Here is a 13,817-nt window from a genome sequence, read left to right as displayed (position 1 = left end):
TAATGGTTTTAAATATCTCTACCCAAATGCTCTTTTCAGTAAGCTCTCCACTTTCGGTTCGCTTCCCCGGAAGCTTTTGTACAGCTCCATTGGATCTTTGGTCCCGCCGGAAGAAAGCAGGATCTTGTATTTGGCGGCAATTTCCGGATTGAAGATTCCGTTTTCCTTGAAATACTGGAAAGCGTCGGCATCCAGTACTTCCGCCCATTTGTAGGAATAGTATCCTGCGGAATACCCGCCCTGGAAAATATGCGAGAAGCTAGGGCTCATCGCCGTTTCCGGATTGGAAGGGTAAAGTTGGGTTGCTTTCGTATATTCCTCCTCAAATTCTTTGACGCTTTTATTTTCCAGCTCTCCAACTTTGGTGTGGTAATTCATATCCAGTAATCCGAAACCAAGCTGCCTAAGGGTCTGGTAGCCTTCCATGAAGTTTTTCGACTGGGCGATTTTTTCTATTTTTTCATCCGGTAAAACTTCCCCGGTTTTATAATGTTTCGCAAAGGTTTTAAGGAATTCCGGCTCGTAGCAGAAATTTTCCAGGAACTGCGACGGCAATTCCACGAAATCCCATTTTACGGAAGTCCCGGAAAGGGTAGGATATTGCGTATCGGCCAGCATCCCGTGGAGCGCATGGCCAAATTCATGGAACAGCGTGGTCACTTCCTGGAATGTTAATAAGCTTGGGGTATCCTTCGTCGGTTTGCTGAAATTGCAGACGATCGAGATGTGCGGCCGGGAATTTTCGCCGTCTTTTTGGTACTGGTTTTTATAACTCGTCATCCACGCACCGGCTCTTTTGCCCTTTCTCGGGAAATAGTCGACATACAAAAGGGCTTTGAAGGCTTCCGGTTTCTGGTTTTCAGTTTCCCAAACTTCATAAACCTTTACATCTTCGTGATATTTGGGAATATCATTTCTTTCCTTAAAGCTAAGGTGGAAAAGTTCTTCGGCTAAGCCAAAGACAGCATCCTGAACCTGGTTCAACGGGAAATAAGGTTTCAGCTCCTCGTCATTTAAATCATATTTGGCTTTACGGAGCTTTTCCGCATAAAAAGCATGGTCATACGCCTGCATTTCATCAATTCCATCGGCTTTTGCCAAGTCTTTCAGCTCTTCGATTTCCTGGGCTGCATAAGGTTGTGCCTTGGTTAAAAGTTCGTTCAGGAAATCGATCACTTTCGCCGGAGATTTGGCCATTCTCTCCTCCAGCACATACTCCGCATAATTTTTATAACCTAAAAGTTCCGCTTTATGTTGTTTTAAGGAAAGAAGTTCTTTAATCAAATTCTGGTTGTCGAATTCGCTGCCGTCAAAGGATTTTTTACCGTTGGCCAGTGCCAGCTCCTTTCTCAGTTCCCGGTTTTCGACATACGTCATAAAAGGGAGGTAGCTCGGGTATTGAAGGGTCACGACCCAGCCTTCAAGGTTTCTTTCCTTTGCTTCTTCCGCATATTGTTCCAGAATAGCTTCGGGAATTCCGGCCAGGTCTTCCTTATTGGTAATGTGCTTAAAATAATTATTGGTTGACGCCAGAACATTCTGCCCGAACTGAAGCGACTTTAAAGACAAATCCATATTGATTTTCTTTAATTTTTCCTTGTCTTCTTCATTCAGCAGCGCTCCGCTTCTTACAAAACCTTTATAGGTCTCGTTTAAAAGCATCTGCTGTTCCTCGTTGAGGCTGTATTTTTCCTTTTCGTCGTACACTTTTTTAATTTTATTGAATAAGGCTTCGTTCTGGAAAATTTTTGAAGAATATTCTGTCAGGATCGGGGAAACTTCCTGGGCAATCTGCTGCAGTTCGTCGCTGGTTTCGGCAGAGTTCAGGTTAAAGAAAATATTGGAGGCTCTGTCCAGCTGCTCCCCGGAGTAAGCCAGGGCTTCGATTACATTTTCAAAAGTTGGTTCTGCAGGATTATTGACGATCGCATTGATTTCATCTTCCGATTTCCGGATTAATTCCTTAAAAGCGGGAAGGTAATCTGCATTGCTGATCCGGTCGAATGGGGCTGAATGATATGGCGTATTGAATTTTTCTGTTAAAATGCTCATAGTCTGATTTTAATATTTATAAAGGTAACGATTCTGGTGAACTGACAGCAAAAATGCTCAAAAATAATGCCCGAGGCAAGAGATGTGACAAAATTGACGGGATTGCATAATCTTGTCATAGGCAAAGTTGCCATGTTGAAAAATTGGTTAAATTTGGCAGCAACGGGATCGTATAACTGCTGAACATATTAACCTTTAAAATTACTTTGGACTATGAAAACCTTTTTAAAAATGATCGGGATCTTCATCTTTTTACTTATTGTGTATGCTGTAATTGCCATGCTGGCTTTCGGTAAAAACTATCATTATGAAAAATCGATGGTCATCAATGCGCCTAAAGAAAGAGTATGGCAGCAAATCAGTTCGATGAAAGCGGTCAATCAGTGGAATCCGTGGCTGAAGCTGGATCCCGGAATGAAGCTTGTATATTCGGGAACGGAAGGCCAGGTTGGCGATAAGTACTGCTGGGACAGCAAAAATGATGAGGCGGGCGCAGGCTGCCAGGAAATGAAAGAACTGGTTCTATATCAGAGGCAGAAAACGGAAATGATTTTTAAAAAGCCTTTTGAAGGGGAGGCCATGTCGGAGATGATCCTTTCTCCGCAAGGAAATACGACGAAGGTAACCTGGACAATGGATACCGAACAGGATCCCATGATGAAGATCATGAGGCCCGTGATGGATTATCAGATGGGAAAATCCTACGAAGAAGGTCTCAATAACCTGAAAAAATTAGCTGAACAATAAAAACGAAAGCCTTGTCCGTCGACAAGGCTTTTTATTAAGCTTCTTTTTTACCGATTTCATTAATCGAATTGTAATTTCCCTGGCCTTTAGGATTCGGTCCGTATTCATTGGGTCCGTTCTCGCCGTCTGCAAACAGCATCCACAGGCGTAGAAAGGAATCAGCTGGAACCATCCGGAATTGCCGCGGTCGTGACATCTCTTTGCGCCCTGCGCCAGCATAAACCATAAAAAAGGAATAAGCAGAATAAAGAAGATCGCCAGTACCGTCCCTGATGGTCCTTCGTAAGAATTTTCAGACATTCTTAAATAAACATTGAAAGGAAGGGCAAATACGAGGTAAATAAGATAAGACAATCCGTACTCCAGTCTTCTGATTCTTCCGTTAAAGGAAAATGGTGCTTTAAACATGATTTTAGTTTTTATAATTAAGGCCGTAAATGTATAAATAATTTTTAAAAATCGAAAAAATAAATCAGAATGTTATTTTATGTTAAGCCGAATACAGATTATTTAAAAAATATTATCTTTATATGAAAGATTCGATACATGGAGAAGACCGTATTTGAGAAAAACAACATAAGGAGTTATGTAAAGGACGTGATCGCCGGAAAAATTGAGAAACTGAAAAATTTTATAGAATTTACCCTTGAAGCAAGCCGCGAAATAAAAAAGACCCCGAAATATGACAGTATAAGAGAAGAAATGCAGGAGGAAATCTACCAGATGCAGCGTCAGCTGGGGGCTCTGCATGACCTTCGGAGAAATATGGCCAAGGTACTGAACAATCCTACCGGCAGGGTACAGCTGGGTTCACTGGTTATTACCAATAAGGCCAGGTTTTATATTTCGGTCTCATTGGGAGAATTCTTCTTTGAAGGCGACCGGTTTTATGCCATTTCTTCGGAAAGCCCGATGGCCCAGAAAATGATGGGCATGAAACCCGGTGATGAATTTACCTTAAATAAAATTCATCAGAAGATTGTGGAGGTTTTGTAATCGCTTCCGGTTTCCGGCATCATCTCGTGCGAAACATTAAACTTCCTTCATCCCGCTTCCGGCTTCCATCTTTTTTGTAATTTTGCCGTATGAACAAAGCAGAAGTTTTAAAAGAAATCATAGGGCAGAGAAGAAGTATTTTCCCTAAAGATTATACGGATGCGGATATCCCTCAGGAAATCCTTGACGATATTTTACATTCAGCGACACTGGCTCCCAATCACAAAAGGACGAAACCATGGCGTTTTAAAACCTTCAGAGGGGAAGAAAAAGCCATGCTTGCCTCCGAAATGCAGGCCATCTACAAAGCTACCCAGCCGGAACAGGTGTTTTTGGAGAAAAAGTACAACGATATCGGCTTCAAGATCAATAAAGCGGGTACCGTGATTTCCATCGTGGTAAATTTCAGCGGCATGGTTCCGGAGTGGGAAGAAATTGCCGCGGTTTCCATGGCGGTACAGAATATGTACCTTACCTGTACGGCCAACGGAATCGGCTGCTACTGGAGCTCCCCGAAGCTGGTAGACCATCTGAAAGAATCCCTTACCATCGAAGAAAACCAGAAGTGCCTGGGCCTGTTTTATATGGGCGTTGCGGATTCAATGTAACAATATAACAATGGAACAATGGAACAATGTTACGATATGAAAATTTAACGAGGTAACAATAGGTTCTTATTATTGTTGTACTGTTGGATTGTTCCATTTATCAATTGTTACATTTATTAATTGTCCAATAAGTTTTTTTGTTTATCTTTGCACTCTTAAATATTTAACTGGGACGAGTTCCCGTAAAATTCAAACATTATGTCAGTAAAAATCAGATTACAAAGACACGGATCTAAAGGAAGACCTTTTTTCCACATCGTGGTTGCCGATTCCAGAGCTAGAAGAGATGGTAGATTCATCGAAAAGTTAGGAACTTACAACCCAATTACAAACCCTGCAACTATCGATTTGAACGTTGATTCTGCTGTAAAGTGGTTAAACAACGGTGCTCAGCCAACTGATACTGCAAGAGCGATTCTTTCTTACAAAGGAGCCCTTTACAAAAAACACTTACAAGGTGGTGTGGCTAAAGGCGCTTTTGATGAGGCTGAAGCTGAAAAAAGATTTGCTGCCTGGGTAGAAGCTAAAGATGCTAAAGTACAAGGTAAAGTAGAAGGTTTGGCAACGGCTAAATCTGATGCTAAAAAAGCGGCTTTCGATGCTGAAACCAAAGTAAACGAAGCAAGAGTTGCTGCTGCTGCACAAGCGGAAGCCGATGCTAAAGCTGCTGAAGAAGCTGCCAACGCACCTGCTGAAGAAACTACAGAAGGAGAAGCTGCTGCTGAATCTACAGAAGAAAACACTGAAGCTTAATAACAGTCCCGTATGCGTAAAGAAGATTGCTATTTGTTAGGAAAAATCACACGCAGACACGGACTTGCGGGAAACGTTATCCTTAAACTGGATACCGACCAGCCCGAGCTTTACAATAAACTGGAATCAATATTCGTTGAAATCAACGGATTATTGGTTCCTTTTTTTATTGAAAGATCCTCATGGAGCAAGCTGGATGCTCTGAATATTGCCTTCAAAAATTCCTCAGAAGCTCTGGTAGGCCAATCTTTAGGAAAAGATGTTTACCTTCCGCTGGCTTCCCTTCCAAAACTTTCAGGAAAACAGTTCTACTATCACGAAATTATCGGATACAGTATTCTCGATGAAAACGATAATGACTGCGGTATAATCCGGTCTGTCAATGATCAGACGGCCCAGGTCTATTTCGTTACGAATCTTGACGGTAAAGAAGTGGTGATCCCCATGATCAAAGACTGGATCATTGAAGTGAACCGTGAAGAACGTTTCATCAAAATGCAGCTGCCCGAAGGACTCATCGATGTTTTTATGGTCCCTTCCAAGAAAGACGAATAATTTAACTTTGCCATAAGCCATAAGCCATAAGCCATAAGCCATAAGCCATAAGCCTTACGCTTAACTTAGTTTCTCTCCCAGACTTTCGATCTGTCCATACATTTTATTGAAAAATATCTTACGGTCCCGGTTTCCGGAAGTATTCAGTGATTTCGAATTCTTGATCTGATGCTCAAAATAATTCTGCGTCTCGCGGCAGGTTTTCTCATCATCGATTAAAATATACCCGAACATATTGGTCGGGATTGCAAACAGCGACTGTTGCGGATGGTGGAAAAAGATATCATTCGAAAGATGAATCAATTCATTTTCGTATAACTGGAACTTCGGGTTGTTTTCCGTTTTCTCTTCGATATATCCGATAAGTTCCGTTAATTCCTGAAGAATGATCAGGGCTTCATTTTTTTTCAGCAATCCGGTTTCGGAATAAAACAGGATCTGCTGCAAAATGCTGGAAACCGTGCGGTCGTTCCACAATTCAATTACCTTCTGCTCTTCATATTTTTTCTTCAGTTCTTTGGTGTCGGGTTCGAAATCTGGCGGTGCAAACTCCAGGAACGGAATGAAAACCTGCTTTTCGTTCAGCAGATTCATCCAGACATAAATTTTAAACCTCGAAAGCAGGGTATCTGACAGGGTATAAAAAAACGGGATGTCCTTCGCCGAATAGTAAATCGTCATCTTATCCGAAAGCGGAAGGTTCTCAAAAACGCTGAGGTTATGCCGGAAGAACGACTGTAAATCGTCCGTTTCGGTGACGGCTGTTGTTTTCTGTACCAGAACCCGGTGATCCGATGTCAGGAACTGATCGAGTGAAATCCGGTAATACTGGGCCAGTTCCAGGGCTTCTTCAAAACTGAATTTTGCTTTCAGGGATGTCCGGCGGTGGGCGGCGTCATAACTGATGTCGAGGATATTGGCGATCTCATCATTCAGAGACCGGTCACCGATTTTACGTCGGATCTGCCTGAGTAAAAGTTCCTGATGCATGTTTTGCGATTTTCACAAATGTAGCCATTTATTTTAATTTTTTTCCGCATTTGGTTTTGCGTATTCCACAGGTAATTTCGGATGAACATCTAAATAATCGTTATGAAAAGAATATTTTTTTACCTTGGAACCGTACTAATGCTTAGCAGTTGTGCAACTTTTGACAAAGGTAAGCTCAGTGGAAATCATTTAAAAAGGAATAATCTCGGTTTCATCAACGGGACTTATACCAATTTTCCGTCTTCCGGTGGTGGTTTTTATGTAAGAAACCTGACCGATGTTTTTGACAGGAATACCGGAATGTTTGATTTTAAAGAAAAGCATGAAGACAAAGATTTCAATATTGAATTAAAAGCAGTTGGTAAAAAAAGGCTGAACCTGAAAATATATGATGCGGGAAATCTGCAGACTGATAAGAATTTGAGAGTAGCCCTGAAGGAAGATGGTTTTATTTATCTGCAAGAAAAAAGGTTTATGCTCGATGGAATCCCGTTGGTTTTTGGAGGATGGAATATTCAGAAGTCACGCTTTGCACTGGACGAAAACAACAATCTGAAAGTCGAATCGAATTATTTTTTCTGTAATGGCATACTGGTCGTGATGAGTGATTGGAAAACTTCTCATTATGACTTAACTTTTAAAAAGCAGAATCCATGAAAAAGGTACCCTATATCCTGATTGCAACCCGGTTTATTCTGGCTCCTTTCATGCTTTTATTAGCGTATTTAAGAGGCGAAGAATCGTCGTCTTTAATTTTAAGTTTAATGTATTTTGGTTTACTGACCGATATTTTCGATGGAATTATCGCCCGAAAGGTTGGCGTTTCATCGGAAAAATTACGGAGGCTGGACAGCCAGACCGATCTCGTGTTCTGGCTTTCCCTGGGCGTATCGGCTTACCTGTTGAATCCGGAACTGATAAAGGCCGAATGGAGGGGGATCGCTTTGCTCTTTACGATGGAAGCGCTCTGTTATCTCACCAGCTGGCTCAGATTCGGAAAAGAAACCTGCATCCACGCGTGGCTGTCCAAACTGTGGGGACTGAGTTTACTGCTGGCATTTACTTTTTTAATAGGTTTCCAGGAAACGGGCTGGGCATTTGATCTGGCGGTTGTCCTGGGCTTCATTTCCCATGTCGACGTGATCCTGATTATTGTATTGCTCCCGAAATGGCAGTATGATGTTCCGAGTTCTTACCATGCCTGGAGGATACGAAAAGGGAAGCAGCGGAGAAAATCGATTTTCTTTAACTGATTTGTATGCAGAACATTCTTTTTTGATAAGTATTTTTTAATTCGCGCAGCGCGGCCTTCAGATTGCGCTGTTTTTTTGTAACTTTGCACCCACTAATAATCAAGGGGATTTATGTTAAAAAAAATTGTTTATTGCCTGTTTGTATTATGCATTTTTACGGGATGTGCTAATTTGCCTTCAATGAATATTCCTCAAAATTTTAATGAAAATGATTCGGAAGGAATGATTGTAGGAGCTTTTTCGATTAAAAATGAAAAGCCTATTTTCAATGGATATGGATTATATTATAACGTAATAGGCGGGAAAAACAAGCTGAATGGAGAGAATAGAGTCTGGATCGTTCCGGAGCAGATGGTAAAAATGAAGCTGAAGCCAGATTTTTTTGATGGCGACAAGGGAGTGTATTATTTTGCATTCAAAAAACCTGCAGGAGACTATCATTTCAATGCAGTAACCTTATTTGAGAATGGGGGCTTATATTCAAGAAATGCCGGGATAAAAATAGATTTTCCTTTCACTGTAGAAAAAGGGAAAATTACTTACGTTGGAGAAATATATTTAGACTACAGAAATCAAAATGTAACTCAGAATATGCTTTCAGAAAGAGATCTACCGAAATTAAAAGGAAAGTTTCAAAGCATAGACTGGGACAAATTATTAAGATAAAACCGGGATAAATTAAAATCCTTTAAAACAAATGAAAAAGCAGACCATTAAGGAAATCCTACAGGATTACAAGAAAGTATTACATCATGACATTACGGTTTACGGCTGGGTAAGAACGTTCCGTGCGAATCGCTTCATTGCGCTTAATGATGGTTCTACGATTAATAATTTGCAGATCGTTGTTGATTTCGAAAATTTCGACGAAGAAATTATAAATAAGATCAGTACAGCTGCCTCTTTGAAAATAGTAGGTGAAGTGGTGGAAAGCCAGGGAGCAGGACAGGCCGTTGAGATCGTAGCCAAGAAAATCATCCTGTTAGGCGATAACTTTACGGAAGAAAGAGACAAGACGATTCTTCAGCCTAAAAAACACTCATTGGAAACCCTGAGAGACCAGGCGCACCTGCGATTCAGGACGAACTTGTTCGGAGCGGTTTTCAGAGTACGTCATGCCGTGAGCTTTGCAGTGCATTCGTTTTTTAACAAGAACCAGTTTTTCTATATCAACACGCCCGTAATTACCGGGGCTGATGCCGAAGGTGCGGGTGAAATGTTCGGAGTGACCAATTTCGACCTGAATGCTATCCCGAGAGATGAGCAGGGAGATATTGATTTTTCCCAGGATTTCTTCGGAAGAAAGACCAACTTAACGGTTTCCGGACAGCTTGAAGGAGAAACGGCAGCCATGGGATTGGGTAGGATTTATACGTTCGGGCCAACCTTCCGTGCAGAAAATTCCAATACGACAAGACACCTTGCGGAATTCTGGATGATCGAGCCGGAAGTGGCTTTCAACAACCTGGAAGACAACATCGATCTGGCGGAAGACTTCCTGAAATATGTAATTCAGTATGTGCTGGATAATTGTAAGGATGATCTTGAGTTCTTAGACAAGCGTTTTGAAGAAGAACAGAAATCCAAGCCTGAAAAGGAGAGGGCAAAAGAAGGGCTGATCGAAAAGCTTGAAAATGTAGTGGCTAAGAGATTCAAGAGGGTTTCTTATACCGAAGCGATTGAAATTTTATTAAACTCAAAAGAGAATAAGAAAGGGAAGTTCCAGTATCCGGTTGAGAATTGGGGAACCGATCTTCAGTCTGAGCACGAGAGATATCTGGTGGAAAAACATTTTGAAAGTCCGGTGGTGCTGTTCGATTATCCGAAAGAGATCAAGGCATTCTATATGAAGCTTAATGACGACAACAAAACCGTTGCGGCGATGGATGTCCTTTTCCCCGGAATCGGCGAGATCATCGGGGGTTCCGAGCGGGAAGCCCGGCTGGATGTATTAAAGCAGAAAATGGCCGAAATGCACGTTGATGAGCATGAACTTTGGTGGTATCTGGATACCCGTAAATTCGGATCCGTGCCACACGCCGGTTTCGGATTAGGACTGGAAAGATTGGTCCTTTTCGTAACGGGAATGACAAACATCCGGGATGTAATTCCTTTCCCGAGAACACCGAAGAGTGCCGAATTCTAAAAAACAGACTTAAACCATATCAAATCCTTCTGAAAACCGGAAGGATTTTTCTATTAATGCCGATACTTTAATGTATTGGAATATTCATAATTTTTCAGAAAAATATTCTAAAAAATTAAAAAAGGAAGTTGAAAAAAGATTAAGGCAGCTTATTGAAAATCCTCAGACAGGTTCTCTTTCTGAGATGGAAGGTATAAGATTTATTTTGATAGGCAAGAATTTCTCACTTTATTACAGGACATAACGAAGATGCGATAGAAATTCTGGCCTTCTGGGACAACCGGAGAAATCCTGAAAATCTGGATCTGTAAAAAGATTAAGCTTTCTTTTTCTTTTAGACTCTCCGTTTTGCAATCTCTGCAGTATTTTAAATATAAACGTAAAAAAGCCCTGATAGTCATACTTCAGGGCTTTTTTTGTTTATTTTAAATAGCTTATTATGTGGCATTGAATACAAAAATCGTGCTAAAAACTCTTTTTGTCAAAATATTTTATTAAATTCGTAGAATATGTTATGTTAAAACACCATCCAGTAATATGCTAAAACAACACTTACAACTCAAATTAGGGCAAAAGCTGGCACCCCAGCAAATCCAGTTGATGAAGCTGATCCAGCTCCATACTTTAGAATTTGAGGAGGAACTTGAGAGAGAATTAGAAGAAAACCCGGCATTGGAAATTGCAAAAGAAGATTCTAAGGAAGATGAATATGCTTCCGTAGAAGATTCGTACGAGAGCGAAGGAACAGAAAGCATTGAAACGGATTTTGATGTAGACCAGTATCTCTATGATGATGAACCAAGCTATAAAACCGCATCCAGCAATTATTCTTCAGATGATGAGGAATTCGATAATGAAAGCCTGCTGACAGAAGGACAGTCATTGTATGATTATTTATTGGAGCAGATTCACCTGGTAAACATCAGCGAAGAAGACGAGAAAATTGCAGAATACATTATCGGGAACCTTGATACCGACGGCTATCTGAGAAGAGAAATAAAATCGTTGGTTGATGACCTGGCTTTTTCCCAGGGAATTTATACAACGAAGGAAAATGTGGAAGACATCCTTGAAAACTATGTCCAGAAGCTTGATCCGCCGGGAGTGGGCGCAAGAGGACTTCAGGAATGCCTTTTGTTACAGATCGAGAAGAAAGTAAGTTCCGACAAGGCCGTTTCCCTGGCTGCCAATATTTTACGGTACCAGTTTGATGCGCTAACCAATAAGCATTATAACAAAATTATCCAGAAATACGATATTGAGGAAGAAGACCTGCGGAATGCTTTGGATGAAATTTCAAAACTATCGCCGAAAGTCGGTGGTAATTTCGATACCCAGACCATTACCATCAACCAGGAGATTATCCCTGATTTTGTGATCCAGGTGAAAGACGGACTGGTAATCCCGATGCTGAACAGCAAAAACGCCCCTACCTTAAGGGTATCGGAAGAGTATAAAGATATTCTGTCAACCTACTCCCACGATAAAAACTCTTCAGAGCACAAACAGGCGGCTTTATTCATCAAGCAGAAGCTGGATGCTGCAAAGTGGTATATCGACGCGATTAACCAACGCCAGAATACGTTGTTGCAAACCATAACGGCGATCGTAAAGTTCCAGAAAGATTATTTCCTTACCGGTGATGAAAAATCACTGAGGCCGATGATCTTAAAAGATGTAGCTGATATTACCGGATTTGATATTTCTACGATTTCCAGGGTGGTAAAAAGCAAATACGCCGATACCCCGAACGGAATTATCTACCTGAAAGACCTGTTCTCAGACAGTCTGACGAATGATGACGGTGAGGAAGTTTCCACCAAGGAAATCAAGACCCATCTTCAGGAGGTTATCAGCAAGGAAAATAAGAGAAAACCGCTGACGGATGATGCGTTGGTCGTAATCCTGAAGGAGCAGGGCTACAACATTGCCCGGAGAACCATTGCCAAGTACCGGGAACAACTGAATATTCCGGTAGCAAGATTAAGAAAAGAACTTTAAAATATAACAGAAAAGCATTTCAATTTGAAATGCTTTTCTCTTCTTATGATGTGCCAGGTCTCAGGCCTTTAGGTTTTCCAGACCCAGTTCTTTAATTGAAACTTCCCGCATTTCCACTTTCCGGATTTTTCCGGAAATCGTCATCGGAAATTCCTCCACAAATTTCCAGTATTTCGGAACTTTGTAATGGGCGATCTTTCCGCTGCAGTATTCCAGCAGTTCTTCTCTGGTAACGTCGGCTCCTTTTCTGATCTTCACCCAGGCCATCACTTCCTCTCCGAACTTTTCACTCGGTACACCGATGATCTGGACATCCAGAATATTCGGATAGGTATACAGGAAATCCTCAATCTCTTTTGGCGAAATATTTTCTCCGCCGCGGATAATCAGGTCTTTTATTCTTCCGGAAATGGTAATATAGCCGTCTTCATCCATGACGGCCAGATCTCCGGTATGCATCCACCGTCCTTCATCAATCACTTTCCGGGTATTTTCCGGGTCGTTCCAGTACTTCAGCATCACGGAATAGCCTCTCGTGCAAAGTTCACCGTGTTCACCGCGTTCCACGATCTTTCCGTCCTGACCGATGATTTTTATTTCCAGGTGATCCTGGACGGTCCCTACCGTATTGACCTGTTTGTCAAAAGGCGTTCCGATCAGCGTTTGGGTAGATACCGGCGAGGTTTCCGTCATTCCGTAGCAGATGCTCATTTCTTTAATGTTCATCAAACTTTCCACCTTTTTCATAATTTCCGGCGGGCAGACAGAGCCGGCCATTACGCCGGTCCTTAAGTTTGAGAAATCGAAAGTATCGAAATTTTTTACGGCCAGCTCGGCAATGAACATCGTGGGAACTCCGTATAAAGACGTACATTTTTCATCGGATACTACCTGCAGGGTAATTTCAGGATCGAAGCTGTCATTCGGGATCACCATACAGGCACCGTGGGCCGTACAGCATAGGTTGCCGATCACCATTCCGAAACAGTGATAGAACGGAACAGGAATGCAGACCCTGTCTTTTTCACTGTATTTCAGACGGATTCCTATAAAATAGCCGTTGTTCAGAATGTTGTGATGGGAGAGGGTAACCCCTTTCGGAAAACCCGTGGTTCCCGAGGTATACTGAATGTTCACCGGATCATCGAATTGAACATGCTCTTCGAAACTATGCAGGGTATCATCGGAAATCTCCTGTCCGGTATTCAGGAAATCTTCCCAGTTGGCATCAAAGAAAATCTCAGATTTCAGGGTGGTACAGAACTCGCGGGCATCCGCGATCATCTTTTTATAATCACTGGATTTAAACGTTAATGAAGAAAACAGATGGGAGATTTCCGACTGGTTGATCACGAAAATCAGTTCGCTGGTCCTGTAAGCCGGATTGATGTTCACTAAAATAACCCCGATTCTGGCGGTAGCGTATTGCAGCAATACCCATTCATACCGGTTGGCAGACCATACTCCGATACGGTCGCCGGCTTTGGCTCCGAGAAAAACTAAGGCTTTGGCTACTGCCGTTGTCTGGTTATAGAATTCCTGGTAAGTAGCGCGGTAATTCTGGTGTACACAGACTAAAGCTTCGTGATCCGGAAATTTTTCAACGGTGCGTTTAAAATTGTTTCCGATGGTTTCACCTAGTAAAGGAATACCGGAGGCCCCGTGAACATAAGATAGTTGCATAGAATAAAAGATTTGGTGAATAAAATTAACAAT

Annotated in this window: 14 protein-coding genes; 10 read left to right on the top strand and 4 right to left on the bottom strand. The window is 41.7% G+C overall.

All coding sequences use genetic code 11. The features are described from left to right. Nucleotides 1–18: 18 nt before the first annotated feature. The gene (locus CHA01nite_RS09850; protein ID WP_146941144.1) at nucleotides 19–2,052 is read right to left on the bottom strand and encodes a M3 family metallopeptidase; all 2,034 of its coding nucleotides are present in this window, start codon (nucleotides 2,050–2,052) and stop codon (nucleotides 19–21) included. Between the two features lie 213 nt (nucleotides 2,053–2,265). Between CHA01nite_RS09850 and CHA01nite_RS09845 the strand changes: the two genes are divergently transcribed. Next, a complete protein-coding gene (locus CHA01nite_RS09845; RefSeq protein WP_228458387.1) occupies nucleotides 2,266–2,799 on the top strand; it encodes an SRPBCC family protein in 534 nt (177 codons plus the stop codon). Here the strand turns inward: CHA01nite_RS09845 and CHA01nite_RS09840 are convergent. Beyond that, complete coding sequence (locus CHA01nite_RS09840) at nucleotides 2,785–3,207, bottom strand: DUF805 domain-containing protein (protein ID WP_228458386.1); 423 nt, start codon at nucleotides 3,205–3,207, stop codon at nucleotides 2,785–2,787. The two genes, CHA01nite_RS09845 and CHA01nite_RS09840, sit on opposite strands and share 15 nt — an antisense overlap. A gap of 138 nt (nucleotides 3,208–3,345) precedes the next feature. Between CHA01nite_RS09840 and CHA01nite_RS09835 the strand changes: the two genes are divergently transcribed. The 4 genes from CHA01nite_RS09835 (at nucleotide 3,346) to rimM (ending at nucleotide 5,711) form a co-directional block, all read left to right on the top strand. Next, entirely contained in the window at nucleotides 3,346–3,795 is a 450-nt protein-coding gene (locus CHA01nite_RS09835) for a GreA/GreB family elongation factor (protein WP_146941143.1), read from the top strand. Between the two features lie 89 nt (nucleotides 3,796–3,884). After that, nucleotides 3,885–4,403: a nitroreductase family protein gene (locus CHA01nite_RS09830; protein ID WP_146941142.1), complete on the top strand. Its 519-nt coding sequence runs from the start codon at nucleotides 3,885–3,887 to the stop codon at nucleotides 4,401–4,403. A 198-nt stretch (nucleotides 4,404–4,601) separates the two neighbouring features. Next, a complete protein-coding gene (locus CHA01nite_RS09825) occupies nucleotides 4,602–5,156 on the top strand; it encodes a 30S ribosomal protein S16 (RefSeq protein WP_146941141.1) in 555 nt (184 codons plus the stop codon). A 12-nt stretch (nucleotides 5,157–5,168) separates the two neighbouring features. Further along, nucleotides 5,169–5,711, top strand: coding sequence for a ribosome maturation factor RimM (gene rimM / locus CHA01nite_RS09820; protein ID WP_146941140.1), 543 nt, complete (start codon nucleotides 5,169–5,171; stop codon nucleotides 5,709–5,711). 60 nt (nucleotides 5,712–5,771) lie between these two features. Here rimM and CHA01nite_RS09815 read toward each other — a convergent pair whose 3' ends face one another. After that, nucleotides 5,772–6,701: a helix-turn-helix domain-containing protein gene (locus CHA01nite_RS09815; protein WP_146941139.1), complete on the bottom strand. Its 930-nt coding sequence runs from the start codon at nucleotides 6,699–6,701 to the stop codon at nucleotides 5,772–5,774. Nucleotides 6,702–6,803: 102 nt separating this feature from the next. Here CHA01nite_RS09815 and CHA01nite_RS09810 point away from each other — a divergent pair, with 102 nt between their 5' ends. The 5 genes from CHA01nite_RS09810 to rpoN all read left to right on the top strand — a co-directional run bounded on the left by CHA01nite_RS09810 (nucleotide 6,804) and on the right by rpoN (nucleotide 12,101). Next, nucleotides 6,804–7,358, top strand: a complete 555-nt coding sequence (locus tag CHA01nite_RS09810) for a membrane lipoprotein lipid attachment site-containing protein (RefSeq protein WP_146941138.1) — start codon at nucleotides 6,804–6,806, stop codon at nucleotides 7,356–7,358. Then, nucleotides 7,355–7,954 carry a CDP-alcohol phosphatidyltransferase family protein gene (locus tag CHA01nite_RS09805; RefSeq protein ID WP_146941137.1) on the top strand — a complete coding sequence of 200 codons (600 nt, stop codon included), beginning with the start codon at nucleotides 7,355–7,357 and terminating at the stop codon, nucleotides 7,952–7,954. Before CHA01nite_RS09810 ends, CHA01nite_RS09805 begins: the two co-directional genes overlap by 4 nt. A 180-nt stretch (nucleotides 7,955–8,134) precedes the next feature. Then, nucleotides 8,135–8,620, top strand: a complete 486-nt coding sequence (locus CHA01nite_RS09800) for a hypothetical protein (RefSeq protein ID WP_146941136.1) — start codon at nucleotides 8,135–8,137, stop codon at nucleotides 8,618–8,620. A 31-nt stretch (nucleotides 8,621–8,651) separates the two neighbouring features. Next, entirely contained in the window at nucleotides 8,652–10,100 is a 1,449-nt protein-coding gene (gene asnS, locus CHA01nite_RS09795; protein ID WP_146941135.1) for an asparagine--tRNA ligase, read from the top strand. Nucleotides 10,101–10,637: 537 nt separating this feature from the next. Continuing rightward, a complete protein-coding gene (gene rpoN, locus CHA01nite_RS09790) occupies nucleotides 10,638–12,101 on the top strand; it encodes an RNA polymerase factor sigma-54 (RefSeq protein ID WP_146941134.1) in 1,464 nt (487 codons plus the stop codon). 60 nt (nucleotides 12,102–12,161) lie between these two features. Here the strand turns inward: rpoN and CHA01nite_RS09785 are convergent, their stop codons facing one another. Further along, a complete protein-coding gene (locus CHA01nite_RS09785; protein ID WP_146941133.1) occupies nucleotides 12,162–13,784 on the bottom strand; it encodes an AMP-binding protein in 1,623 nt (540 codons plus the stop codon). Nucleotides 13,785–13,817: the final 33 nt, after the last annotated feature.

The organism is Chryseobacterium hagamense (assembly GCF_007991455.1).
Taxonomy (GTDB): Bacteria; Bacteroidota; Bacteroidia; order Flavobacteriales; family Weeksellaceae; genus Chryseobacterium; species Chryseobacterium hagamense.
The sequence above is the reverse complement of the archived record's forward strand: the minus strand, read 5'-3'. Positions and strand labels throughout refer to the sequence as shown.